Consider the following 25,695-nt stretch of genomic DNA (forward strand, 5'->3'; position numbering starts at 1 on the left):
AACATAAATTGTAAAAAATATATTAAACAATTTGCGCTTTAGAAATTTCATACACGCATGTATGTGAATTTAAAAGCATTATGTTTGTTAAATGTACTGAATGATGGATTGAATCATTCAGCAAATTCTTTAGCAAAATATTTTAAATGTTCGTTAGCTTCGATACATTTCTTAGTGAGCCAATTACAGAAATATAATGTTGATGTAGTAAATATTGATGGATATGGGATTCGATTAAATAAGCCAATAGTATGGTTAGATACTGAGCTGATTGCTCGACATACATTGATGAAGTCAGAAAGATTCGATCTTAGATTGTTCGATATTATAGATTCGACAAATAATTATCTTCTTAGTCAATTAAAAAGAAATACATTAATTCAGCGTTCAAGCCCGGTTGTTATTGCAGAATTTCAAACAAATGGAAGAGGGCGAGAGGGTCGTATTTGGCAATGCGGTTTTGGTAATGGATTAATGTTCTCACTATGTTGGCGTTTTGAAAAAGGAGTATCTGATCTATCTGGTTTGAGTTTAGTCGTTGGTATTGCAATTTTAAGAGTTTTAAGATCTTATTCTATTCCAAATATCAACATAAAATGGCCAAATGATATTCTATGTAATTATTATAAATTGGCTGGTATTTTAATAGAAATTCGCGGTGAAGTGTGCGGACCATCGTGCGCGGTAATAGGCATCGGCATAAATTTTAATCTTTCTAAATCAATTATACCTTTGATTGGTCAGAGAGTTACTGATTTGTCAAGTGTAACTGGTAATTTAATCGATCGAAATCTAGTGTTAGGCAAGCTATTATCAGAACTATATAATGTTCTTGATGATTTCGCATACTATGGCTTTTCTTATTTTAAAAAAGAATGGATTAGTTATCATTCTTACGAAGGATGTGAAGTTGATTTGATCATTCCAAATGGCTTGACAATAACAGGTATAGTTGACGGAGTAACAGATGATGGTGCCATCTGCTTGTTAACTCTGGAAGGAAGGAAGTCATTTAATGTAGGTAACATTTCGATCCGACCTAGGATTCAGTAAGAATTCATGTCCTCTATACTTGCCATCGATTCTGGAAATTCGAATATAAAATGGGGATTGTATAGTGATGATCAATGGTTAAAACAGGGCAATGTATTTTACAAAAATGTTTCTATCCTAGAAAACGAATTCATAAAGATCTCGCGGCCAACTTCCATTATTATTTCTCATGTTGCTCGTGATGAAACTAAAAATCAAATAAATAACTTAATTTCTCTTTGGTCCACGAAACCACAATGGTTATGCGCTAGTGGGTCTAGATGTAGTGTGATTAACGGTTATACTAATCCGAGGCAGTTAGGAAGTGATCGTTGGGCAGCTCTAATTGCAGCTTGGAAAATTGAGAAGAAGCCCTGCTTAGTTATTAACACAGGAACAGCGGTGACAATTGATGTTCTTTCGGAGTCTGGTAAATTTCTTGGTGGGGTTATACTACCTGGATTTCATTTAATGACTAAAAGCCTTATGGCAGGCACTCAACTTACTAATATTGAATTGGGTCGCTACGAAGATTTTCCTGCTAATACCGAAAATGCGATACAAACTGGAATGTTGCATTGCATACTAGGCGCTATTGATCGAATGTACAATCTTTTGTTATCAAATGCAAACCTCGTTTCTGCCAATTGCATCATAAGTGGTGGAAATTCTTCATTATTAATACCTTTTTTTAAACTTCCAATTAAAGTTATTAATAATTTAGTGTTAGAAGGTTTGATAATAGTTGCTAATGACACATTAAAAAATTCAGAGTCTAATTTTTTGCTATAAATATGCCTCATTTATTGAATGCGACTTTTTATACTTCTGCGCATGAGAGACGGGATTTACCCAAGCATTCCGGTATTGAAATTGCGTTTTCTGGACGATCAAATGCTGGAAAATCAAGCGCTATCAATGCATTAACTAATAGAAATCACTTGGCATTTGTTAGTAAGACCCCAGGACGCACACAACTAATCAATTTTTTTCAATTAGCATCAAATCAATTTCTTGTTGACTTACCTGGGTATGGTTACGCTAAAGTTCCAGAGCATGTGCGGCTACACTGGAAAAATTTATTAAGTAACTATTTGCAAACTCGTAACTCACTTAGGGGATTGATATTAGTAATGGATATTCGTCATCCTCTGAAACCTCAGGATATTCAGATGCTTGACTGGTTCTCATCGACAGGAAAAGTAATTCATATCTTATTAACTAAAGCTGATAAATTGAGCAAACAGCAAGCAAATATTATTTTACAAAAAGTAGCTCTTTTTATAAAGGAATTCTATCCGCAATGCAGTGTGCAGTTATTTTCAAGTAAAACGAATATTGGTGTTGAGGATGCGATGATAGTTATAACTGAATGGCTGCGTATAAATTAGTACGCTATGATATTTAAATACAACTATTATGATCTAAATAAAAAACCCCGGTTAAAGGGGAGTAAAACCGGGGGAACCGCCTTAATATCACTTTCCCTGTCTCAGGGAGGAAAGACAGGTAGACGATCAAGATTGTCCATTTATGAGACACACAATCTTCGAGTCAGTTCCCGGATGATTTTTTAATTTATCTCATTTGCTATTATGTTCACCTATTGTCGTTTTCCTCAGAGAAGAATGCGTCGAATGCGGCACGATAAGTTCTCTCGTAATTTGATGCGAGAAGCTCATCTTCTGCCAGATGATTTTATTTACCCGGTTTTTGTTTTAGATGGAAAAAATCGTAGTGAAAATATCGAATCAATGCCTGGAGTAGTGAGGCAGAGTATCGATATTTTAATGGTTCAGGCAGAGCGATGCATGCGCCTTGGTATTCCAGCACTTGCTATTTTTCCAGTTATAGATATCGAGCAGAAGAATCTAACAGCTAGCGAGGCATATAATCCTGACGGACTTGTGCCGCGAACAATAAGACAACTAAAGACTAACTTTCCTGAGTTGGGAGTAATTACCGATATTGCTTTGGATCCATATACAATTCACGGTCAAGATGGTTTGGTCAATCAGTTTGGTTATGTGATGAACGATGAAACAGTACAAGTTCTTTGTCAGCAAGCATTGATTCATGCTCAGGCAGGTGCAGATATCGTTGCTCCTTCGGATATGATGGATGGGCGTATTTCAGCAATTAGAAATAGTTTAGACAATCATAAACTTATTCATACGCGCATTCTAGCCTATTCTGCTAAGTACGCCTCGAGTTTTTATGGCCCATTTCGTGATGCTGTGGGATCTTCTAAGAATCTAGGTACTGGTAACAAATATACTTATCAAATGGATCCTGCGAATTCCGATGAAGCGTTATGGGAAGTTGGATTAGATTTGGAGGAGGGTGCCGATATGGTAATGATTAAACCGGGCATGCCTTATTTAGATATCATTCGTCGTGTGAAAGATCAATTTAGGGCGCCTACATTTGTTTATCAAGTTAGTGGTGAGTATGCAATGCTCAAAGCCTCTGTAATCAACGGATGGTTAAATGAAGAATCTTGTGTATTGGAATCATTGCTTGCTTTCAAGCGCGCGGGCGCGGACGGGATTCTAACTTATTATGCTGTCGAGGCGGCTGAATGGCTCAAAAAAACTTAAATACATAAAATTAGAGTATGTTCTGATTTTTAGAATAATTGATCTTTGACATCTCTTGTTACTTTGGGTGAAAACTCAATAGAGCTGTCGATCATAGGAGGAAGCAATTCACTAAAGAAGTATTCTGTAATGTCTCCATAATCATCTCTAAATCCTGTGACTGAATTTATTTTTGCTGTCTTAACTCCATTAGGTGGCGGGTACCCAGCTATTGGAATACCCTTTAAAACTGGATTCATATAATCCATCCAGAGAGGTAATGCAACACGTCCGCCAGTTTCATTGCTGCCTAACGATTTGGGTTCGTCATATCCTATCCATGCAATAGTAACTAAATCTTTCTGGAAACCGCAAAACCAAGCATCTATAAAATTACTGGTAGTACCTGTTTTTCCTGCGAGATCACTGCGTCCTAGCTGTTTAGCTTTAACAGCTGTGCCACGGTTAATCACGTCTTGCATCATACTTGTCATAATAAATGCATTGCGTGGATCAATGACTCGTTTGGCTCCACTTGATACTGATATGGGATGAAATTGTTCAATAACGTTACCTTTTTCATCTTCAATACTTTTTATAAAGTATGGAGCAACACGGAATCCGCCATTCGCGAATACTGCATAACCTACAGCCATCTGCATCGGTGTGACTGAACCTGCTCCAAGCGCCATTGGTAAATAAGGAGGGTGGCGTTCCGCATCAAAACCAAATCGGGTTATATAGTCTTGTGCATAGCGTATGCCAATAGCTTGTAATATTCGGATAGATGCAAGATTTTTTGATTTAGTCAAGGCGGTGCGCATACGTATCGGCCCCTCAAATTTACCATCGAAATTTTTGGGTTCCCATAACTGGCTTCCTGTCTGAGTTGCACTGAACGAGAGGGGTGCATCGTTGATGATCGTCGCCGGAGTAAAGCCTTTTTCCAAGGCTGCAGAGTAGATGAAAGGCTTGAAGCTGGATCCAGGTTGTCGCCATGCCTGAGTAACGTGATTAAATTGATTCTTATAAAAATCAAAACCACCAACCAAAGCACGTATTGCACCATCGTTGGAATCAATTGAAACCAGCGCTGACTCAACTTCAGGCAATTGAACAATACGCCATACATTGTGAAGATCTTTCTGAATACGGATCAATGCACCAGGAGTGATATATTTTTTCCCAGGTTCTTTTTTTTCAGTAAGGGATTTTTGTACAAATTTAAGCCCATCACCCGTGATTTCGATGATTTCACCTCCTCTACGATAAGCCTGTACTTTATTTGGTTTTGCAAACAATACAACTGCTGCATAAATATCGTCACTGTCGTTAACTTCATCCAATGCATCATTCAATGTTTTTTCTTGGTTTGTTCCATTCTTCAGTAAATCAATAAATCCTTCAGGGCCTCGATAGCCCCAACGCCGATCGTATTCGATTACATTTTTTCGTAAAGCCTGATAAGCAGATTCTTGATCAAGTTGACGGATTGTTGTGTAGACCTTTATACCTTTATTATATGCGTCTTCCCGGTATCGATCATAGATTACTTGGCGAACCATCTCGGCAACATATTCTGCCGGCATTGTGGAGGTTGTTGAACGTTTTTTTACTGGAACGGATTGTTTTTCTAATTCGCTTAGTTCTTTACTAGAAATGTAGTTAAGTTTATATAATCTTCCTAAGACGTAAAGTTGCCGACTTTTAGCTCGCTTAGGATTACTGATAGGATTATAACTAGAGGGTGCTTTAGGAAGACCTGCCAGCATGGCGGCTTCTGCAATATTAATTTCCTGTAAAGATTTTCCGAAATATGTTTGCGCTGCAGCTGCAAAGCCATAGCTACGCTGCCCAAGATAGATTTGGTTGATGTAAAGCTCCAAAATTTTATCTTTAGTAAGATTATGCTCAATCTTAAAAGCCAATAGTGTTTCACTAAGCTTTCTGGTAAAGGTTTTTTCTCTTGTCAGAAAAAAATTTCGTGCCACTTGCATTGTTATTGTGCTGGCACCTTGTCGTACACTCCCTGCAGAAAAATTTGAATAGGCTGCTCGTAGAACGCCAAGATAGTCGACACCACCATGTTCATAAAAACGATCATCTTCTGCTGCCAGAATTGATTGTTTTAGATTTTCTGGAACTTGAGAAATAGTTACAACGTTTCTACGTTCTGCACCGAATTCTCCGATTAATAGACCTTCATCACTGTATACCCGTAAGGGAATTTTAGGACGGTAATCCGTTAATGTTTCCAACGATGGTAAATTTGAATAGATAACCAATGCAGCAAAACCTGCTAATAGGATTCCAATCAGGCCTAGTGCTGAGAATGTAAAGAAAAAATAATATAACCAACGAGCTAACATGAAAATTGATAGGGACTTATCATATAATGGTATTGTCGATTTATCCAGTGAAAGGAGGGGTATATCCAGCGCTTTTCTTTGAATAGGATTTTACAGATTCTGTCAAAATCAATGCCAGTTTTTTCAATCTGGTGAATGGTTTCATCGAATTTATACGGACAATAAAGATTTTACATATTCTAGTTCTGATAGGGCAACTTTTAATTTGCGAGTATCGTCGCTAATCAAACAATGTTCAAGGAAAATTTTGCTATTGATCTGGGCTTCTTAAAAATGAAGTCTCCACCACTGATCGGTGTGGACATCAGCTCCTCCTCGATAAAAATGGTTGAGTTATCATTAACTGGTAAAGGAAGCCAAACTTATCGGATAGATCGCTATGTTATAGAGTCTTTGCCGGTAGATGCAATGCTGGATGGTGGAATCGCCAATATGGAAGCCGTGAGTGAATGCTTACTACGTGGCTGGAAGCGGATGGGAACTCGCTATAAAAATGTAGCATTAGCGTTGCCTGCAACAGATGTAATTACAAAAAAAATAATTGTTCCGGCGGGGCAGCGGGAAGATGACTTAATTTTTCAAGTGGAAAATGAGGCCAGTCAATATATTCCATTTCCATTAGATGAAGTTGATCTGGATTTTCAAATTACCAGATCAATTTCCGATAGTTCAGATGAAGTCGAAGTCCTAATTGCAGCATCACGTAAAGAGAAAGTCGAAGATCGTGTGGCAGCAGCGCTATCTGCAGGTCTGAAGGCCATGGTCATGGATGTAGAGCCATATGCGGCGCAAGCTGCATTTGAGTTAACGCTGAATCAATTGCCAGGAGGGGGGAAAGACCAGATAATCGCACTGGTTGATATCGGTGCAACGGTCATGAAAGTTAATGTGCTGCTCAATGGTGAGTCGATATATTCCCGGGATCAATCCTTTGGCGGCAATCAATTAACACAAGAAATACATAATCAATTCAATCTCTCGTTGGAAGAATCTGAAGCAGCCAAGCGTAGCGGAGAGTTACCTAAAAACTACCAGGCAGATGTTTTGCGACCATTCTGCGAGACATTGGCCATCGAAGTGATGCGTGCTATTCAGTTTTTTTATACCTCCACGCAATATACTGAAGTGAACTATATTTTTATAGCGGGTGGAAGTGCAGTCATACCCGGATTGGATGCGGTTATTGCAGCACGTACGCAAGTCAGCACTCTGATTCTGAATCCTTTTGCAACTATGGAATTGTCGAGTCGTATTATTCCGCGGCAATTGAATCTCGATGCACCCTCCCTTTTGATTGCTTGCGGTCTGGCTTTAAGAAATTTTGATCCATCATGATTCGTATTAACTTACTTCCTCATCGTGAACTTAAACGTAAAGCAAGACAGCAGCAAATCGCAGCACTAGCCGGATTGGCCGGGTTTTTAGGTTTGCTGGTGGTTTGGGGTGTTCATGACATGATTGCTGAAAAGATAGAATTTCAGAATAGCCGTAATCAATACTTAAATGAGCAGATTGCAATTTTGGATAAAGAGATTGCAGAGATCCGAGAAATTAAGAATCAGACACAAGAGCTGCTTACACGTAAGCAAATCGTGGAGACCTTGCAAAACAGTCGATCCGAGGTTGTTCATTTACTGGATCAATTGGTACGGCTGCTTCCCGATGGCGTATATCTGCAAAGTATCAAACAAGAGGGGCATAACATTACTTTGGTTGGATATGCGCAATCCAATGCATGGGTATCGACACTGATGCGTAATCTTGAATCTTCACCATGGCTTGAGTCGCCGTTATTGATAGAAATTAAAGCAATGACGATCAATAATGTGCGTCAAAATGAATTCAATATGAAAATAAAACTCAAGCAAGCATTCATCAATGATGCGCAAGACTCTTCTTTTAATGCTGCCGGATAAAATACATACAAACTGCGATGAATAATTTACTCATGGAATTGCGTCAGCTAGATATCAATCAAGCTGGGAATTGGCCGGCAGCATTTAAGATTGCCGCATTGGTAATATTATTTATTGCGATCATCGTGGCAGGACATTTTCTAGTTTGGCAAGATCAAATCGAAATGCTGAGAAATATACATGCTGAAGAAGAAACGCTAAAAAACGCTTATCTGGTTAAGAAAAGTAGCGCTGTCAATCTATCTGCTTTGCGTTTGCAGTTGAAAGAAATTGAGCAATCCCTTAGTGCGTTGCTCAAACAGCTTCCTGATAAATCGGAAATGGAAGCGCTATTGGTGGATATCAATCAAGCTGGCTTAGGTCGTGGCTTGCAGTTTGAATTATTTAAACCCGATGCGCAGGAAACGATTCATGCATTTTATGCCGAGTTGCCAGTGTCAATCCGGGTGACCGGCAGCTATCATGATATTGGCGCATTTGCCAGTGATGTTGCGCAATTGCCACGGATTGTCACGTTAAATGACGTTAGCATTTTACCTGCGAATGATGGGAAACTAGTATTGGATGCGGTTGCAAAAACATTTCGTTATCTGGATGAGGAAGAAATGTTAAAGCAGACAGGAAGCAAATAAATTATGATTAGAAACATATATCTGCTAGTATTATCTACAATTTGGTTGAGCATGATAACTGGGTGCAGTCAGAATGATTCCAGGGATCTGGAAGCGTTTATATATAACTCGGGGGAGGGCTTGCAAGGTAAAATTGATCCATTGCCTGAAGTTGTTCCATATAAATCTTTTACTTATCAGGCATTTGATATACCCAGTCCTTTTGTGCCGCGCAAAAATAATCAGGTACAGGTGCTTACAAGTGAAATTCAACCTGATTTGAATCGGCGTAAGGAGTTTCTGGAATCCTATCCGTTGGAGAACTTATCCATGGTTGGTTCATTACAACAGAAAGATATGATTTTTGCTGTAATAAAATCACCAGATGGAGCACTATATCGTGTCAAGGTTGGTAATTATTTAGGTTCGAATTTCGGAAAAATTAACTATATTTCGGAATCGGAAATTAAGCTATCAGAAATCGTACAAGACGGGGTGAATGAATGGATTGAAAGGACAAGTGTACTTACGCTGAAAAATTAGCAACGTAACAACCATTAAGCTAACAATAGCTATGAAAGGGTATGGCCTTAATATGGTATTTGCTGCAATATTAATTTGTTTCTCAGTGGTAATTTTTTCTCCGCAAACAGTAACAGCAGAGGCACTTCAAAATAGTATCCGTTCAATCGATATTTCTACCTTCCAAAATAGCGAGGTAATTGCAAAGATTACTCTCGATTATCCGCTCCAAGCACTCCCGACAGGAGTAGCTCTGGACAATCCAAATCGTATTTATTTTGACTTTTATCAGGTTTCCAACGGGTTGGGAAAGAATGAGCAGGAAGCTTCTGAAGGGGATTTGCGCAGCGTAAATGTCGTTCAGGTAGGTGATAGAACACGGTTGGTATTAAACTTGGCCAGGTTAATGCGGCATGAAATGATAGCGCAGGAAAATATATTGTTAATCAAGCTGTTCACTGTACCGGAGAATCGAACATCTACTACCGTTGTGCGATTTGCTGAGGAAACCTTTAACACTCATATGAATAGGCTACAAGATATCGATTTTCGCCGCGGTGCGAATGGCGAGGGTCGTATTGAAGTTGATATGACAAAAGCCGGTACAAGCGTTGATGTGCAGCAACAAGGTGACGATATTTTTGTTGAATTTGTCGATACATTACTGCCTGGTAGTCTTAGAAAACGCCTCGATGTGATGGATTTTGCTACGCCTGTGCAAATCATTGAAACATCCAAGAAGGGAAATAATGTTCGCATGCATGTTAAGTCCGGCGGACGTTGGGAGCATTCGGCACGTCAGTCAGGGACAAGATTTATCCTTGAAATACGGGCGCTGACCGAAGATGAAGAGGAGCAAGCGAAAAAAAGACGTGCTAATGGAGGATATACCGGTGAAAGATTATCGCTTAATTTCCAAGATGTAGAGGTTAGGGCGGTGTTGCAAGTGATTGCTGATTTTACTAATTTGAATATTATCGCCAGTGATTCGGTGGGAGGTAATCTTACTTTAAGATTAAAGGACGTACCTTGGGATCAGGCACTTGATATTGTGTTGCAGGCGCATGGGCTGGATAAACGCAAGGTAGGAAACGTCATTTTTGTGGCACCGCGAAAAGAGATGGCAGACAGAGAATTGCTCGATGTGGAAGCACAAATGCAAATAGCCGATATGGAGCCGCTACGTTCGGAAACTTATCATCTGAATCATCGGAGGGTTAATTCAATTTCGTTTGAAGGGATGCTGAGCAGGCGAGGTACGATCAATATCGATGAGATTAGCAATACAGTGACGGTCACCGATATTCCTGTCCGAATAGATGAAGTTAGAAAGCGCATACAGAAGCTGGATGTGTTTGAAAGACAAGTCATGATCGAGGCGCGCATTGTCGAAGCGACAGATAATTTTAGCCGCAATCTGGGCGCGCGTTTTGGTATACAGAATGCGAGTGGTCTGGGTGATCAAACCTTGGGGGTTTCGGGTAATTTAACCGGTTCAAGCGCTCTTGCTGCCGGAGGTGGGGTAAGTGGGGCCAATAACCTGAATGTAAATTTACCTGCGGCGGCGGCTACTGGCTTGTTGGGTGGTCCGGCTGCACTGGGTTTGAGTTTAATGAAAATTAATAATAACCGATTAATTAATCTTGAGCTGTCGGCATTGGAAACAGACCAGAAAGGAAGGGTGATAGCCAGTCCACGAGTAGTCACAGCGCATGGCGTCGAAGCGATTATTGAGCAAGGTGATCGAATTCCCTTCCAACAAGCTACCAGCAGTGGAGCCACGAGTATTCGCTTTATGGATGCGACGCTGCGATTAAGGGTAAAACCATTGATTACCTATAATGGTCAGATTGATATGGAGTTGAATGTCAATCAGGACAGAATTGGTGCGATTATTAATCAATTTCTACCGCCGGCAATTAATACCAAACAAGTGACCACTAAGGTATTGGTGGAAAATGGCGGAACCGTGGTAATTGGCGGTATTTTTGATCGAACTGAGAATCGGGTGGTCAATAAAGTACCGATGCTGGGAGATATTCCGGTGCTTGGTCACGTTTTTCGCAATACAACCAGGGTCGACAATAAACGCGAGTTGTTGATTTTTGTGACGCCACGCATTTTAAATGATAGCTTGAATCTGCAATAGAACTGCCTAGATTCCCATGGAAAAACCGGATTGTCGCCATGCTTCATAAGCAATGATGGCGACAGTATTGGATAAATTAAGACTGCGGCTATTAGCTACCATCGGTACCCGAATGCGGTGCTGCTCCGGGAAGGTATCCATAATATGAGAGGGCAATCCCCGGCTTTCCGTGCCAAACAGAAAGGCATCCCCCGCTGCGTAGCTTACTTTGTCATAACCCTGTTTTCCTCGTGTGGTGATGGCAAACATTCGATGATCTCGTAGGTTGTGGCAACAATCTGCCCAGCTGTCGTGTACTATAATTTGAGCAAATTCGTGATAATCCAGACCTGCGCGTAATAATTGCTTATCTTGGAGTGGAAATCCTAAAGGTTTGACAAGGTGCAATTGCATACCGGTATTGGCACAGAGACGGATAATGTTGCCTGTATTGGGTGGAATTTCGGGTTGGTAAAGGATAATATTATACATAGGGATGTGATTATTGGCCTGTTAGGATAAATACGGCCCTATTTGATTTTTTTCGGACAAAGCCCGGGCTATTATCCAGTTGCTGATCTCAATTACACCATGTTTACGTAGTGTTTTTGCCACTTCATTTAATGTGGCGCCCGTTGTCATGACATCATCAACCAGCGCAACATGCTTGCCGGAAAGATCTATTGTACAATCAAAAGCGCTGCGAATATTTTTCTGCCTATCTTTCCACGGTAATCCGGTTTGCGGAAGTGTATGCTTGATGCGGGTACAGCTATCGGGTAATACGGTAATGCCAAGCGACTCCGAAACATAACGACTGATTTCCATCGCCTGATTAAATCCGCGTTCACGTAACCGGATGGGATGCAAAGGCATCGGGATAATGACATCCGGCAATCTATCGGTGGCCTTTAATTTTTCAATGAGCAGGTTTGCCAGAGTCGACGCCAAGAAAAGATTGGCGCGATATTTGAATGCATGAATCAGCGCATCGATAGGAAATGTGTAACGTAGTGCAGCGATGGTGCGAGTGAATGCAGGGGGGGTATTCAGACAAGCACCACATATTTCCGAGGTTGGGACTGGCCACAGGCAAATAGGACAATGATTTTCTGGCAGTTGCGGTAAGTCGAGCAGGCAGGATTCGCAGAAATCCTGATTTGCCGATGCACCACATAGTACACAGTTTATTTGGGTCATGATGAGAATAGTGTCGATCTGTTATGAATAAAGCGTAACGGAAAAATTGACAGGGCCACTTGAATCCTTGATCATCCAAAGTATCGATGGTAGAAGATAGTGTTCACTAAAAATAAGGTAGATTAATCGGCATGAATTTGAATTCACTTATCACAAATAGCGAAACGAAAGGCAATCCAGGAAAAATTACCGAGGAATCGCAGAGCTCCAAGTTTTGGAGCGTGACCGAGGTTGAGTCGTTGTTGAATGCGTCTTTTAACGATTTGATTTTTCGTGCGCAGACGGTACATCGTCAGCACCATGATCCGAATGGGGTGCAATTATCCACGCTGATATCCGTGAAGACGGGTGGTTGTCCGGAAGATTGCGGCTATTGCCCGCAAGCGGCACGCTATCATACCGGTGTTGAAAATCAGGATATGCTGTCGCTGGATGAAGTGGTATCTGCTGCGACAGCAGCAAAAGATAAGGGCGCATCGCGGTTTTGTATGGGTGCCGCCTGGCGCGGTCCGAAGCAGCGCGATATCGAAAAGATGACTGAAATGGTACGTGCGGTCAAGTCGCTGGGTCTGGAAACCTGTGCCACACTCGGTTTATTAAAGCCCGGACAAGCTCGGCAACTGGGAGAAGCAGGGTTGGATTATTATAATCACAACCTTGACACAGCGCCTGAGTATTACGAGGAAATCGTTACCACGCGGCAGTATCAGGATCGTCTGGATACATTGCAACAAGTGCGCGAGGCCGGGATCAATGTATGTTGCGGCGGTATCGTCGGCATGGGGGAAACGCGCCGTTCACGCGCCGGATTAATCGCACAGTTGGCGAACATGAATCCTTATCCCGAATCGGTTCCGATCAACCATCTGGTGCAAGTTGAAGGCACACCCCTGTATGGTACCGCAGCGTTGGATCCTTTTGAATTCGTTCGTACTATCGCTGCCGCACGGATCACTATGCCAAAAGCAATGGTGCGGTTATCCGCAGGACGGCAGGAAATGTCTGAAGCGATTCAGTCATTATGTTTCCTGGCGGGAGCAAATTCCATTTTCTATGGCGATAAGTTGTTGACGACGGGAAATCCCGAAACTGACCGCGATCGAGCGCTGATGGAAAAATTGGGACTTCACGCACTGTCATAGATGTTTTCCGACCTGTCCGAGCAATTACGCCAGCGTGAACAGCAAGGCTTGCTGCGGCAGAGAAAAATTCTCGAAAGCCCGCAATCAACCCATGTCACTATGGATGGGCGTGATTATCTGGCTTTCTGCAGCAACGACTACCTGGGGTTGGCCAATCACCTGGATTTGATTGAATCAGCCAGTAAAGGCGCACGGCGTTATGGTGTTGGCGCAAGCGCATCTCATTTGATCAACGGCCATTCTTCCGCGCATCATGTTCTAGAAGAAGCATTGGCGGAATTTACCGGATTTCCGCAGGCATTGCTGTTCTCTACCGGTTACATGGCCAATATCGGGGTTGTCACAGCATTAGTCGGCCGCGAGGATGCTATTTTCGCCGATAAATTGAACCATGCGTCGCTGAATGACGCGGCTTTGCTATCACGCGCTGAGTTTATCCGCTATCCGCATGGCGATCTTGCGCGACTGGAACAGCAATTGTCTTCGAGCAACGCGCGACGCAAATTGGTGATCTCAGACGCAGTATTCAGCATGGAAGGTGATATCGCACCCATTTCTGAGCTGGTAGCAGTATGCGAAAAACATCAGGCGGTATTATTGTTGGACGATGCGCACGGCTTTGGTGTGTTGGGCAGGCAGGGGCGCGGCAGCTTGTTTTTGCCGGATTGTACCTCTATCCATTCGCCAAACATCATTTATATGGCGACATTGGGAAAGGCTGCGGGCGTATTCGGAGCCTTTGTCGCAGCGCAAGCGGAAGTTATCGAAACGTTGATTCAATCCGCACGCAGTTATATTTACACTACGGCAACCCCGCCCTTGTTAGCTCAGGCGCTAATGACCAGCCTGAAATTAATTCAACAGGATGAATGGCGGCGGAATGCGTTAACGCAAAATATCGCAAGATTGAGAGAAGCATTGCAATCATTGCCTTGGAAATTATTGCCTTCCAGTACCCCGATTCAGCCTTTGCTGATAGGGGAAAGTACTGTGGCAGTGTGCATCAGCCAGCGTTTGCGCGAACGCGGGATTCTGGTGCCAGCCATTCGCCCGCCGACGGTTCCGCCGAATACGGCGCGATTGCGTATTTCATTGTCCGCGGCGCATCAACCGCACGATGTCCTGTGCTTGGCGGAAGCATTGCACGAAATCGCATTGCAGGCATGACGCAGTTGCACATTGAGTCCTTGGGGCATGGCCCCGATCTGGTGTTATTGCACGGCTGGGCGATGCACAGCGGGATCTGGAGCGGGGTTCAGGATCAGCTGGCGCGACAGTTCCGCTTGCATCTGGTGGATTTGCCGGGGCATGGGCTGAGTCCTATGTCCGAGCCGGGCACATTGGAACATTGGGTCGGAATTATTACGGAAATTTTGCCCGAGCGTTGCATGCTAGGCGGTTGGTCATTGGGTGGGCAGATCGCGATGGAATTGGCGTTGCGTGAACCGCAACGGGTGCAGAAACTGATTCTGATTTCCACCACACCGTGTTTTGCTAAAAACGAGGATTGGGAATCAGGCATGGAGCGCAAATTGCTGCAGCTTTTCCTGGAGAATCTGAAACTTAATTATGCGACGACCATTAATCGGTTTTTGACCCTGCAAATGAGTGGTGATTGCAGTGCGAGCAAGATTCTGTCGCAATTACGCAAGCATTTCTTTCAACGTGACGAGCCAAATCCAGCCGCATTGGAAAAAGGATTGAATATCTTGCAGCAAAGCGATTTGCGTGATCGGATCGCCGCAATCCAACAACCGGTTTTATTATTGCATGGCGAGAATGACGTGATAACCCATCCCGCCGCTGCCGATTGGATGCACCGACAATTGCCGCAATCCCGACGGGTGATGTTTGCGCACTGCGGGCACGCGCCGTTTTTATCTTATCCTGAACAATTTGTGACTTGCCTCAATGAATTCCGAATACACGCTTGATAAAAAACAATTGCGCACTGCATTCGGGCGTGCCGCCCATAGTTACGATCAGGCAGCAGTGCTGCAACGTGAGATCAGCCACCGCATGCTGTCGCGCCTGGAATACATCAAATACCGGCCCGATATTATTCTTGACGCAGGTAGCGGCACCGGCTACGGCAGCCAGCAACTGGCCAAACGTTATCCTAAAAGTCAATTGATTGCACTCGATATTGCCTGGACGATGCTGTCTCATGCGCGCCCCAATACGGCTTGGTGGCAACGCATACTGCCGTTGCAGCAGCAACGCGCGGATTATGTGTGCGCCGATATTGAGCAGCTGCCGATTAAGAATGAGAGTGTCGGCCTAGTGTGGTCGAATCTTGCATTTCAGTGGTGTAACGATCTGGAACACACGTTCGCCGAGATGCATCGCATTCTGCGCACGGATGGCCTGCTGATGTTCAGCACCTTCGGTCCGGATACGCTGAAAGAGTTGCGCCATGCGTTTGCACGTATCGATGGCTATCAGCACGTCAATCGGTTTGCCGACATGCATGACATCGGCGATATGCTGGTCAACAACCGCTTCTCCACGCCGGTGATGGACATGGAATACATTACCCTGACGTATGACGACGCGGTCAGCGTGATGCGTGACCTCAAAGCCATTGGCGCACATAACGTGTTGCAGGGCAGGCAGCAGGGATTGATGGGAAAAAACAAATGGCAACAAGCCATCAGCGAATACGAAAAACTGCGTCGTGATGGCAAGCTCCCCGCCACTTTTGAAGTGGTGTACGGCCATGCCTGGAAACCATTCGACCCACGCTCGATTCTGACGCCGGAAACGCGCCGGCAATTGGGTCTGCCGCCTTGAAATGAGTCAAGGCTACTTTGTGACCGGCACCGACACCGGTATCGGAAAAACCACCGTCAGTTGTGCGCTGCTGCACGCATTTGCCGCACAAGGCAAAAAAGTCGTCGGCATGAAACCGATTGCCGCAGGCAGTGAGAATGGAAAATGGCTGGATGTCGAACATTTACTCGCTGCCAGTAACATAAGCGTTACACGTCAGCAAATCAATCCGTATGCATTCGATCCACCCATTTCTCCGCATCTCGCTGCGCAACAGGCGGATATGGAAATTGATCTGACGGTTATCCATCACGCTTACCAGGAACTGAGCAGCAAAGCGGATATTGTCGTCGTCGAAGGTGCGGGCGGGTTTCTGGTGCCAGTCAATCAACAGCAGACCGGCGCGGATTTAGCGAAGCTGTTGAATCTGTCGGTGATCCTTGTGGTCGGCATGCGTTTGGGTTGTTTGAGCCATGCGCTGTTGACAGCGCAGGCTATGCGGGCTGCCGGTTTGACCTTGGCGGGGTGGGTGGCGAATTGTATCGATCCTCAGATGCTGGTTTTGAAAAAAAATATTGCGACATTGGAACAGCGGTTGGATTGTTCGTTGATGGGTGTATTGCCATTTGACAAAAGAATAGATGCTCAAGAAAGTGTTAAATACTTGGATGTTACAAAATTGAATTGTTATTCGATAGGATAGTGATGTGTGAATTGGATAATTTACGGCAAGAGCGAGTGTTGTCCAATGTCGAAATAGAACGACAAATTCGCATATGATATTCATAGATTAAGTTTCTAAAATTTTTTAGTATGAATCGAAAAACCTAATATTATTTAGCTGATTATTCTGATGTCTCTACTTTCTGAATCACTGGTTGAGGAGTGGCTCAATCGAGCCGGATATTTCACGATTCGTGGTGTACGTTATGGGGTAAATGAAATAGATTTGCTTGCTGTGCGCCATACGGCACAAGGTATTGAAGCAAGGCATATTGAGGTCCAGATAAGCATCAATCCAATATCTTATATTTCACCACTTACCAAAGAACAATCTAAAACTCTTGGCAAGAACAGAACATCCTCTTGGACTAGGCCTTCTAATATTCTTGAAGAGTCGATATCAGCTTGGTTGGATAAGAAATTTTACTCACGCAGCAAGGAAGCCGCACGGGAAAAAGCATGGCCCGGTCTTAAGTGGTCGCTGGAGTTTGTACATGGTGAAGTTAGACATCAGGCTGAGCTTGAGGCTATTCGCGCGAATGGAATAAATACTATTTCATTTTTTACAATACTTTCTTCTCTCTGCCATGATCCGGCCTTTGCGTACAAAGGAGGTGCAGGTACAGACATTGCTGAAATGTTATCCTATTATGTCTGGCATAAAGAGAGTTGTGGTTCCGATTGAAAGAGTACTCAGTATGCTATATAACATTTCGATTAATAATCTTATCAATGTCTGATTATAAACCCAATGCCCCAAAACAACCTGCAAAATTGGTCACAACAAATCACCGAATCCAGCAATTCATTGGATCTCGAACCCGGCGTGTTCACTTGGAATGATCCGCGTAAAATCGCGTTGTCTTTGAAACATTCCGCTGACAGCAGTCAGCGGCGTAAGGTTGGATCATTTGCATCGGCGATGGCGATGCTTAATTTCTATATCAATCGGGCGGGAAAGCATTTGTCCGTACAGCAAAGGGAAGTTTTGGAGAAGACTAAGCATGAGTTGCGGGAATTGTATGGAAAATTACCCGTCAAGATGTGATGTTTTTTTATAATCTGTTTCTTCGTAATATATTATTAGCTTCATGAGTTATATCGATTTAAGCGACCATCAGTTCACTCCAAACGGTTATTGGAATCGATCGTTGGAAAACTCGAATCCACCGATAGCCCGGGAGCTTGCGCTGTTCGATCAGAACGGCTATGACCTGACCGATTTGGAACAACGCTATGCTGAGGTCAATTGCGCGCTTGCGAAAGCACACCGCGAGCATCGGCGTGCTTTAAAGTCACCTTGGTTCACGCAACCGGAACGGGTGGAAGGTGCCGTGTTGAATCACAGCTTGTTGTTTGAACGCAAAGGGTACAGCGGTGAAGCCTTGGAACAATTGAAGCAATGGGCGCAAGCGAACCCGCTGGTGTATAAAATTATCCGGATGCGCCCCAAGTGGGGGTTGGACTTCAGCATGGACTACGTGGATCGCGCTGGCAATGTATTTGAAGTGTTGCACTGGGAATATGATGGTTTTGACTTTGAGGAAGTGGAAACACGCAAACAGCAGTTGGAGCCCAAGCTTGCCGCTATCGATTGGGACGATGCTGCTGCCAGTATTCTGAAATTGAAAGATCAATGGCATCATCTGGATTTTTTTGCGCAAAGCGATTGGAGGTGCAATTACTTTGGTATTGCCAAAGAGCGCTTCAAGATGGTGATTTGGGAGTAAAAGAGCCCTTGATCAATGAATTCTCGGGCACTTCGGATTCAATCGTGTCAGCGATTACTTTTCAAGATGATTTGCGTAGGTAATTAATCAGCATTTCCTTAAGCCACCATATCGACCTTGCCTGTTTTCAGGTTGTAAACACCACCGACTACAAGAAGCTTTTTCTCCGCTACCAATCGACTGAGAATGGGGGTTTGCTTTTTCAATTCCTTCACATTTTGTATGACGTTCATTCTGACGACATCATCGATGCGGTTTTTCGATTGCTTGTCAATCGCTCTTACCGCCGGTGCTAAGGCACTGGCGATCGATTGAATATGCCCTGGAAATTGCGTGCTGTTATCTGAGGCGTCAATTGCAGCTTTGATCGCACCGCAGCTTTCATGACCCAATACCATGATCAGTGGAGTATGCAAAACAGCCGCTGCATATTCGAGTGTAGCAACAAAATCTGTTGTTAAATAATTTCCGGCAACCCGGGCGACAAACAAATCCCCCCGTTGCTCGTCAAAGCAGAATTCAGGGCTCACTCTTGAATCAGCGCAGCTTAATATACTGGCATAAGGATTCTGTCCTTTGACCAAAGCTGCGCGCTCATCTTTAAAATTCAATGGTGTGGAGAGGCCGGCAACATAACGATCATTACCCGCCATCAATCTTTCCAGGGCTGCTTCCGGTGTGAGTACATTTTCCGGTTGAGGTGGCGTCTTAATAACGCCTGATGTGGCTATGACCTGATGAGTTGCGGTGATTCCCAGTCCCAGCGCGGATGCCATGGTGAGCTTTAGAAATGAACGCCGTTGCTGATTTTGCTGCGGATTACTGTTTTCCGATGGGTTGGATAGTTTGCACACTTTTTGTTCTTTTCCTTAAAATAATAAATGTATGGATTGCTTCTATTGTATAAGAACATACAACGCTTGCGAATAAATGAAGCGAGAATAAGCATGCGGTGCTTTGAGAGAAATGTGTTTCCGTTTTTCTTCAGCATTGTGTCATGGGGGATACAGCCTTATTATCCCTCTTTAAATCCGGAAAGAAATTATGCGCTTGACTGTCGTCACATACGGAACCGAAGGGGATTCTCGCTCACTGGTCGGATTATGTCGTGGTTTGCTGGATGCAGGCCATGAAGTTCAGTTTTTGGCTGACCGATCCGCATTGGCGGCTGCGCAAGCGCAGGGAATTTCCTTCCATGCGTTGAGTGGCGATATGAAGGCAACGGTCGATCCCGAGGGAGCATTGTCGAAACTGATGCAGAAGGGCGGCGACGTTACGCAATTGGCCAAGGCAGTTGCACGTATTGCGGATGAGAATACGGTTGAATGGATGCGGGAAATTATCGCTCAAGCCCAATCTTCGGATGCGATCCTGTTTTCAGGCATTGCGAGTTATGTCGGGTTATCGGTAGCGGAATATTTGCATATCCCTGCTATTGGACTGGGTCTCTGGCCGATGTCACCGACCCGCGCATTTCCATCTCCGTTGCTGCCACCCTGGCAGATGCCTGGTTGGTTGAATCTGTTGAGTCATCATGCGATTAATGCGCTCATGTGGTGGTCATTCCGCAAACGAATAAATGAGGCGCGACGCGAGGTGTGCGGACAAATGCCGCGTCAGCAGATGTGGCGTGATTATCTGGTACTTTATGGCGTTTCTCGCTACCTTATACAGCAGCCAGTCGACTGGCCCGAGATGTGGAAAATATGCGGTGCATGGTTTGTCGATTCCGGAGCCTGGGAACCGCCAGCAGCTTTGGCTGAGTTTTTGAATGCCGGCGAGGCGCCTATTTATGTCGGCTTCGGCAGCATGGGTGGATTCGATCGGGAAAAACTTCTCACTGCGATTGTGCAAGCGATAGACGGAAGACGTGCATTGTTTTATCCGGGATGGAGCGGTATTAATCCTGTAGAGCTGCCGGGAAATTTTCATGTGGTTGGTGATACGCCGCATCATTGGCTGTTTCCTAGAGCCTCGATGGTGATTCATCATGGCGGTGCGGGTACATCGCATACCGCATCCCGTGCCGGAGTACCGTCAGTCGTTATCCCATTTACCGGAGATCAATTCTTTTGGGCTGATAAATTGGCTTCAGCCGGGATTGCACCAAAGTACGCGCACCATACCCAGATTAATGCGCAGAAACTTTCCAGTATGATCGACTTTGCGGCCAAACCCGACGTAGCCGGGCGCGCGAAAGTGCTGGGGACAGCGATGGCGCAGGAAGAGGGTGTTGCATGCGCAGTACGGTACATTGAAAGACACATGACCAAAGGGGTTTGATTTCCACGGGCTTCGCAATAGATCATGATTTACAGGAGAAAATAATGATGCGTAAAAAGATTCTTGTTGTTCTTACCAGCGTTGAGAAATATCCCAATTTGAAACGGGCTACGGGTTTGTGGCTTGCTGAGGCTGTTCATTTTGTCAAAAAAGTAGAAGAAGCGGGTTATGAAGTGGATTATGTCAGCCCGGCAGGGGGGTATACGCCGATTGATCCGCATAGCCTTGCGATGGCGGATGATACGGATTGGGATTGGTATCACGATAAAGCGTTCATGAACCGCCTCGGTGCAACACTGAAACCAATCGACATCAACCCGAATGATTATATTGCAATTTATTTTTCCGGGGGGCATGGTGTTATCTGGGATTTTCCGGACAATGAAGCATTGCAATCGATCAGTCGCAAAATTTATGAGAATGGGGGTTATGTGTCATCGGTTTGCCATGGTGCAGCGGGTTTGTTGAATATCAAACTTTCTGATGGCAGCTTGCTCGTGAAAGGGAAGAAAGTCACCGGTTTTTCAAACGAAGAGGAAAAGCTTGCCGAACTGGATCAATATGTGCCCTTTCTGACCGAAACGGAATTGATCAAGCGCGGCGCGGTTTATCAGAAAGCGACTGAGCCCTGGGCGGTGTTTGCGGTGCAGGATGAAAGACTGATTAGCGGGCAGAATCCGGCTTCTGGTGCTGCTGTAGCCGAGTTGTTGATAAAGACTTTGGAGTGAAGAGATGATTGATAGGACATTTTGTTTTTCCAATCAGATCATCTTGCAGCCTACCCACGAGCTTTTGATGTTCGGCAAAAAGTATTAAACAATCATGTATTACAAACCGGTTTTTAGCATCATCGCCATTGCGCTCACATTGATAGCTTTTATTCCCTATATCCGTGCGATTCTGAATGATACGGTCAAGCCGCATGTGTTTTCCTGGATTATTTGGGGTGCAACGACGTTGCTGATTTTTCTGGCGCAGCTTGAGGATAAGGGTGGCGCAGGCACATGGCCGATTGGTGTTTCAGCGGGTATTACAATATTCATTGCTTATCTGGCTTATTTGAAACGTGCAGACGTAAGCATTACCCGAACGGATTGGTTATTTTTTATTTCAGCGCTGTCTGCGTTGCCATTGTGGTATTTGACATCCGATCCGTTATGGGCGGTCGTGTTGCTGACAGCGATCGATGTCGTCGGATTCGGGCCTACCGTCAGAAAAGTCTATCATTTTCCTTATTCGGAATCATTGCTGTTTTTTGCCCTATTCACGGTGCGTAATACACTGGTGATGCTGGCACTGGAAAATCTTTCGGTTACAACGCTATTATTCCCTGCCGTCATGGCGGCGGTGTGTGTTTTTTTGATCGCTTTAATTTCGTATCGCAGGCGGGTTCTTGCAACGCTCAAAATAGAATCGGTTTGATACGGAAGCGATTCAAGATACTCTATTGCCGTGCTATGATGGAATGCAAGCCCGTTGAGGGGAAACGGTTTCCGTTATCCAATTCCGCTTATCTGCAGGGAGGTGATCATGGCTGATATTTTCTTTGACGTAAACAGCAATATCCGTGCGGTGGGTTCTATCCGCCGCGGCGTCGATGGCAATCCGCAATCCCTCGATGCATCCATTGCGGATGGCGATACCATTGGTTTTCATTGTGCCGGTAGTGGATCGTTGCGTTTTTTAGGTGTGGATACGCCGGAAAAGAATTTTCAACTTCCAGGCTCATCCGCACATCGTCGTCTTGATTCGGAGGAATGGGAAAATTATTTGACGGATCCTTTCCTACCTCACTTGGGCCCTTATAATCTTGATGCTGATCTTATCGCTTACTTGCGTCCCCGCCTCGGCCCAGGTGCAGGCATCAATCATCGTTTTCATGGGAACAACGCCGAACAGACATTGATTGCGCACGTGCAAGCCGATATGGATGCATTGGGGCAAGATCCGAATACGTTTGGATATTTTCTGTCTTTCTCCTTCGAAGTATTTGATTCTTACGGGCGTTTCCTGGCGTTTATCAATCGTAACCAGCCTGATGCTCATATTCCTGGTCCGCGGCCGTTTTCTTACAACGAACGGCAACTGGAAAGGGGTATGGCTTTACCGTATTTTATCTGGCCGAATATTGCGCCATTCCGCAAAGGATCCTTGTTGGAGGCTGTTTTTGCGCCGGGTACGGCAAGACGGACTGCGGAGGCGAGTGCGGATTTAAGTCGTGCTCGCAATTTTGTGCGTCAAGCACGCGCAAACGGAATAGGTGTGTTCAATCCAGCCGATCCATTACGACTCGAGGCATTTGAGGTGCGCTATCTGGGACGGCGCGAATTGCCCAGTCGCGCAGTGATTGATTTGAGTCGCGATGATGATGTCATTCTACAAGCGCAGCATTACTTTCGCATTCCTAATGCAGAAGACCGGTTGTTTATTCCGCCTGCATTCATTCCACTGTTCGTCATGCGTGGGTGGCGGCTTGAAGGCTGGTTTTGAGAAATGTTTTAATTAAATCAAAGGAGACTGAATAATGGCTTACAAGGAGTACAAAGTATTACACGTGACGGAAGGTGGGGTGGGAACCATTTTCCTGGGTGCATCCGGAATTCCGATCAAGCGACTGGAAACAACGCTGAATAAAGAGGCCGCCGATGGTTGGACGCTGGTGTTCCAGTTTGTCGAGCAGAAACGGTTTTTGCTGTTCTGGAAGCGTGAGGCGGTGATCATCACCCTGGCACGCTAGTGTATGAGATCGAAAGAAGCGGTTCAGGAAGAGGAGGAGCGTCTGCGTCATCTGGTGCGTGAATTGCCGGATGATAAACGGCTGCAATTTTTCCAGCAAGCCGAGAAGAATCTGAAAGACCCGGATACCTATGCGGCGCTCAATTTTTTATTCATTGCCGGATTGCATCATTTTTATCTGGGCAAATGGTTGCGGGGTTTGGTCAATTTGAGTATTTTTTTGCTGGGAGTCATTTTGCTGTTTACGCCTGCAGTTATTCTGGGTGTGTTTTTGTTGCTTGCTGTTACGATCATCGAACTCAGGGCCTTGTTCAATTCACAGATTGTAGTCCAGGAATACAATAACAGCGTGATGGAAAGAATTTACCGTGTGCTTATAAGATCCGATTAATTGTCGCCAATCAGAGATCTGTATGCCGCACTAGAATACAAGCTAATTCATGGTTGCGGGGGGGCGCTCAGACCATCCCCTTACTTGTGATTCGATGTCGGATAATTCATTCAGACTCAGGAAATCCAGTTCAGATAATAAGGAAGGAATGGATGCTGTTTCGCCTTTTTCTTTGGCTTCTATCAATTTCAATGCTTGACCCAAGCGTCCTTGGCGGTTTAATAAGGCTTGATTCATGTCGTCAGAAATTCCTAATTTATTGACGATTTGCTGCATGTCAATACCTAATAATTGATCCAGAAGAGACAAAATACCTACCATATAAGCACGTTCGTGATGATTTTTATCATGAGGGCGTTCGGCTTTTGCAATCAATTCCATCAATTTCCCGCGGGTTACAGCAGTTTGTGTGATTTCATCGGACAGGCTATCCGCCGATTGGCTGGAGGTATACAGTAACAGTTGTATCCATTTCTGTAACTGCTTGCGTCCCATTAACTGCACAGCTTGTTTTATGGAATTAATTTTTAAGGGTAGGCCGTCGCTACCGGTGTTCACCATACGCAACAGGTTATAACTCAAACCCGGTTGATGCTTGAATGCCTTCTCAATTTCGTCGATATCGCTTTCTTGATCATGTTCCTGCATTACCAAAGCTAATAACTTTAATAAGGGTATCTTGCCGGGATCAGCCCGTTTGACTGACATGACTTCGGGTTTTGCAAAATAATATCCTTGAAACATTTGGAAACCTAATTGCCTGCAATGCGCCTCCTGTTTCCGGTTTTCAACTTTTAGCGCCAGCAGCAATACTGGCCAATGATTGAGCTGATTGACCAGTTCGGTGAGCTGGTTTCCGGTCAATGCCAGAACATCGATTTTGACGACACTGACCAAGGGTAACAGCAGCTCCACCTGGCTGGTGATCGCTACGATATTGTCGAGCGCAAACTGGTACCCTTTTTGTTTCAGTTCCTTACAACGTTGTAAGAATTCGAGTGTAATGGCTGCAGATTCCTTCACTTCCAGCACAATGTGCTTGCTGGGCAGTAAGCTGATAATGTCGCTTAGGATGAGATCAGGATCCGCGTTGATAAAGCCACGCTGATGACCAAGCACGTTATGAATTCCGAACTTGCCATAAGCATTGACGATAACGTTTGCCGATGCCGACAGATCATTCGTGATATGAGCGGTTTCTTCAGCTTCTTCGTGTCTGAACAGCAGCTCAAATGCCACCAGATTGTGATTACGATCTAGAATAGGTTGACGGCCAAGGCAGATGCTTTCCATAAATTCCTCCGGAATAATCGATTGCGTTCTGGTATTTGATGCTATTGCTAAGATTTTAGAGAAACTCGCACAGTACGTGCAGATGCGAATCATTTTCCAAGCAGAGGAGAATATCGCAAAGCCGATGGTTGCTTTGTGATAATAAAACGGGTTTTTGCTGGCTAAATAGCAAATTTGATCATGTGCTTATTTTTTTATTACTTTTTTCAATGAAGACTATTTTTTGGTATTTGCAAGAATATGTAAAGACTGTAGATAAGGGGTTGTT

Annotated in this window: 28 protein-coding genes; 23 read left to right on the forward strand and 5 right to left on the reverse strand. The window is 44.3% G+C overall.

Translation table 11 applies throughout. The features are described from left to right. Positions 1–84 precede the first annotated feature (84 nt). From CPG39_RS14030 to hemB, 4 genes are all read left to right on the forward strand, one after another. Entirely contained in the window at positions 85–1,053 is a 969-nt protein-coding gene (locus tag CPG39_RS14030) for a biotin--[acetyl-CoA-carboxylase] ligase (protein WP_231990320.1), read from the forward strand. Between the two features lie 6 nt (positions 1,054–1,059). Further along, positions 1,060–1,824, forward strand: coding sequence for a type III pantothenate kinase (locus tag CPG39_RS14035; RefSeq protein ID WP_096294159.1), 765 nt, complete (start codon positions 1,060–1,062; stop codon positions 1,822–1,824). Between the two features lie 2 nt (positions 1,825–1,826). Further along, positions 1,827–2,423, forward strand: coding sequence for a ribosome biogenesis GTP-binding protein YihA/YsxC (yihA, locus tag CPG39_RS14040; RefSeq protein ID WP_096294160.1), 597 nt, complete (start codon positions 1,827–1,829; stop codon positions 2,421–2,423). A gap of 246 nt (positions 2,424–2,669) precedes the next feature. After that, positions 2,670–3,632: a porphobilinogen synthase gene (gene hemB, locus CPG39_RS14045; protein WP_419866135.1), complete on the forward strand. Its 963-nt coding sequence runs from the start codon at positions 2,670–2,672 to the stop codon at positions 3,630–3,632. A gap of 29 nt (positions 3,633–3,661) precedes the next feature. Here the strand turns inward: hemB and CPG39_RS14050 are convergent, their stop codons facing one another. Then, a complete protein-coding gene (locus CPG39_RS14050) occupies positions 3,662–5,980 on the reverse strand; it encodes a penicillin-binding protein 1A (RefSeq protein WP_096294162.1) in 2,319 nt (772 codons plus the stop codon). Between the two features lie 231 nt (positions 5,981–6,211). Here CPG39_RS14050 and CPG39_RS14055 point away from each other — a divergent pair, with 231 nt between their 5' ends. The 5 genes from CPG39_RS14055 to pilQ all read left to right on the forward strand — a co-directional run bounded on the left by CPG39_RS14055 (position 6,212) and on the right by pilQ (position 11,178). Beyond that, the gene (locus tag CPG39_RS14055; RefSeq protein ID WP_096294163.1) at positions 6,212–7,315 is read left to right on the forward strand and encodes a pilus assembly protein PilM; all 1,104 of its coding nucleotides are present in this window, start codon (positions 6,212–6,214) and stop codon (positions 7,313–7,315) included. Beyond that, on the forward strand, positions 7,312–7,896 hold the full coding sequence (locus CPG39_RS14060) for a PilN domain-containing protein (protein WP_096294164.1): 585 nt from the start codon (positions 7,312–7,314) through the stop codon (positions 7,894–7,896). The genes CPG39_RS14055 and CPG39_RS14060 overlap by 4 nt, the downstream gene beginning before the upstream one ends. A 17-nt stretch (positions 7,897–7,913) precedes the next feature. Further along, positions 7,914–8,528 (forward strand): type 4a pilus biogenesis protein PilO, encoded by a 615-nt coding sequence (locus CPG39_RS14065; RefSeq protein WP_096294165.1) that lies wholly within the window; start codon positions 7,914–7,916, stop codon positions 8,526–8,528. 120 nt (positions 8,529–8,648) lie between these two features. Further along, positions 8,649–9,050, forward strand: coding sequence for a pilus assembly protein PilP (locus CPG39_RS14070; protein ID WP_231990321.1), 402 nt, complete (start codon positions 8,649–8,651; stop codon positions 9,048–9,050). 31 nt (positions 9,051–9,081) lie between these two features. Continuing rightward, positions 9,082–11,178 (forward strand): type IV pilus secretin PilQ, encoded by a 2,097-nt coding sequence (gene pilQ / locus CPG39_RS14075; protein ID WP_096294167.1) that lies wholly within the window; start codon positions 9,082–9,084, stop codon positions 11,176–11,178. Between the two features lie 6 nt (positions 11,179–11,184). Here the strand turns inward: pilQ and trmL are convergent, their stop codons facing one another. Both trmL and CPG39_RS14085 read right to left on the reverse strand, forming a co-directional pair. Beyond that, the gene (gene trmL / locus CPG39_RS14080) at positions 11,185–11,649 is read right to left on the reverse strand and encodes a tRNA (uridine(34)/cytosine(34)/5-carboxymethylaminomethyluridine(34)-2'-O)-methyltransferase TrmL (RefSeq protein ID WP_096294168.1); all 465 of its coding nucleotides are present in this window, start codon (positions 11,647–11,649) and stop codon (positions 11,185–11,187) included. Between the two features lie 21 nt (positions 11,650–11,670). Then, positions 11,671–12,357, reverse strand: a complete 687-nt coding sequence (locus CPG39_RS14085; protein ID WP_096294169.1) for a ComF family protein — start codon at positions 12,355–12,357, stop codon at positions 11,671–11,673. Positions 12,358–12,488: 131 nt separating this feature from the next. On the opposite strand from CPG39_RS14085, the gene bioB reads away from it, so the two are divergent. The 8 genes from bioB to CPG39_RS14125 all read left to right on the forward strand — a co-directional run bounded on the left by bioB (position 12,489) and on the right by CPG39_RS14125 (position 18,724). Further along, positions 12,489–13,499, forward strand: coding sequence for a biotin synthase BioB (gene bioB / locus CPG39_RS14090; RefSeq protein WP_096294170.1), 1,011 nt, complete (start codon positions 12,489–12,491; stop codon positions 13,497–13,499). Further along, positions 13,500–14,666, forward strand: a complete 1,167-nt coding sequence (bioF, locus tag CPG39_RS14095) for an 8-amino-7-oxononanoate synthase (RefSeq protein ID WP_096294171.1) — start codon at positions 13,500–13,502, stop codon at positions 14,664–14,666. It begins immediately after the preceding gene. Then, on the forward strand, positions 14,663–15,433 hold the full coding sequence (gene bioH, locus CPG39_RS14100; RefSeq protein WP_096294172.1) for a pimeloyl-ACP methyl ester esterase BioH: 771 nt from the start codon (positions 14,663–14,665) through the stop codon (positions 15,431–15,433). Before bioF ends, bioH begins: the two co-directional genes overlap by 4 nt. Continuing rightward, positions 15,411–16,292, forward strand: coding sequence for a malonyl-ACP O-methyltransferase BioC (gene bioC, locus CPG39_RS14105; protein ID WP_096294173.1), 882 nt, complete (start codon positions 15,411–15,413; stop codon positions 16,290–16,292). The genes bioH and bioC overlap by 23 nt, the downstream gene beginning before the upstream one ends. Before the next feature lies 1 nt (position 16,293). Then, a complete protein-coding gene (gene bioD, locus CPG39_RS14110) occupies positions 16,294–16,974 on the forward strand; it encodes a dethiobiotin synthase (protein ID WP_096294174.1) in 681 nt (226 codons plus the stop codon). A 150-nt stretch (positions 16,975–17,124) separates the two neighbouring features. Further along, positions 17,125–17,679, forward strand: a complete 555-nt coding sequence (locus tag CPG39_RS14115) for a hypothetical protein (protein WP_096294175.1) — start codon at positions 17,125–17,127, stop codon at positions 17,677–17,679. A gap of 66 nt (positions 17,680–17,745) precedes the next feature. Then, on the forward strand, positions 17,746–18,042 hold the full coding sequence (locus CPG39_RS14120; protein ID WP_096294176.1) for a DUF3175 domain-containing protein: 297 nt from the start codon (positions 17,746–17,748) through the stop codon (positions 18,040–18,042). A 43-nt stretch (positions 18,043–18,085) separates the two neighbouring features. Continuing rightward, positions 18,086–18,724 carry a hypothetical protein gene (locus CPG39_RS14125; protein ID WP_096294177.1) on the forward strand — a complete coding sequence of 213 codons (639 nt, stop codon included), beginning with the start codon at positions 18,086–18,088 and terminating at the stop codon, positions 18,722–18,724. A gap of 98 nt (positions 18,725–18,822) precedes the next feature. Here the strand turns inward: CPG39_RS14125 and CPG39_RS14130 are convergent, their stop codons facing one another. Further along, a complete protein-coding gene (locus tag CPG39_RS14130; protein ID WP_096294178.1) occupies positions 18,823–19,578 on the reverse strand; it encodes a carbonic anhydrase in 756 nt (251 codons plus the stop codon). A gap of 190 nt (positions 19,579–19,768) precedes the next feature. Between CPG39_RS14130 and CPG39_RS14135 the strand changes: the two genes are divergently transcribed. From CPG39_RS14135 to CPG39_RS14160, 6 genes are all read left to right on the forward strand, one after another. Next, positions 19,769–21,007 carry a glycosyltransferase gene (locus tag CPG39_RS14135; RefSeq protein WP_096294179.1) on the forward strand — a complete coding sequence of 413 codons (1,239 nt, stop codon included), beginning with the start codon at positions 19,769–19,771 and terminating at the stop codon, positions 21,005–21,007. Between the two features lie 44 nt (positions 21,008–21,051). Further along, complete coding sequence (locus tag CPG39_RS14140) at positions 21,052–21,735, forward strand: type 1 glutamine amidotransferase domain-containing protein (RefSeq protein ID WP_197702887.1); 684 nt, start codon at positions 21,052–21,054, stop codon at positions 21,733–21,735. A 94-nt stretch (positions 21,736–21,829) separates the two neighbouring features. Continuing rightward, complete coding sequence (locus tag CPG39_RS14145; RefSeq protein WP_096294180.1) at positions 21,830–22,429, forward strand: hypothetical protein; 600 nt, start codon at positions 21,830–21,832, stop codon at positions 22,427–22,429. Positions 22,430–22,537: 108 nt separating this feature from the next. Next, positions 22,538–23,497: a hypothetical protein gene (locus CPG39_RS14150; protein ID WP_096294181.1), complete on the forward strand. Its 960-nt coding sequence runs from the start codon at positions 22,538–22,540 to the stop codon at positions 23,495–23,497. A gap of 34 nt (positions 23,498–23,531) precedes the next feature. Further along, complete coding sequence (locus CPG39_RS14155) at positions 23,532–23,744, forward strand: DUF4177 domain-containing protein (protein WP_013647157.1); 213 nt, start codon at positions 23,532–23,534, stop codon at positions 23,742–23,744. Between the two features lie 3 nt (positions 23,745–23,747). Continuing rightward, positions 23,748–24,134 carry a hypothetical protein gene (locus tag CPG39_RS14160; RefSeq protein ID WP_096294182.1) on the forward strand — a complete coding sequence of 129 codons (387 nt, stop codon included), beginning with the start codon at positions 23,748–23,750 and terminating at the stop codon, positions 24,132–24,134. 42 nt (positions 24,135–24,176) lie between these two features. On the opposite strand, the gene CPG39_RS14165 is transcribed toward CPG39_RS14160, so the two are convergent. Continuing rightward, positions 24,177–25,427, reverse strand: a complete 1,251-nt coding sequence (locus CPG39_RS14165) for an EAL and HDOD domain-containing protein (protein WP_096294183.1) — start codon at positions 25,425–25,427, stop codon at positions 24,177–24,179. Positions 25,428–25,695: the final 268 nt, after the last annotated feature.

The sequence above is a fragment of the Nitrosomonas ureae genome, from assembly GCF_900206265.1.
GTDB lineage: Bacteria > Pseudomonadota > Gammaproteobacteria > Burkholderiales > Nitrosomonadaceae > Nitrosomonas > Nitrosomonas ureae_C.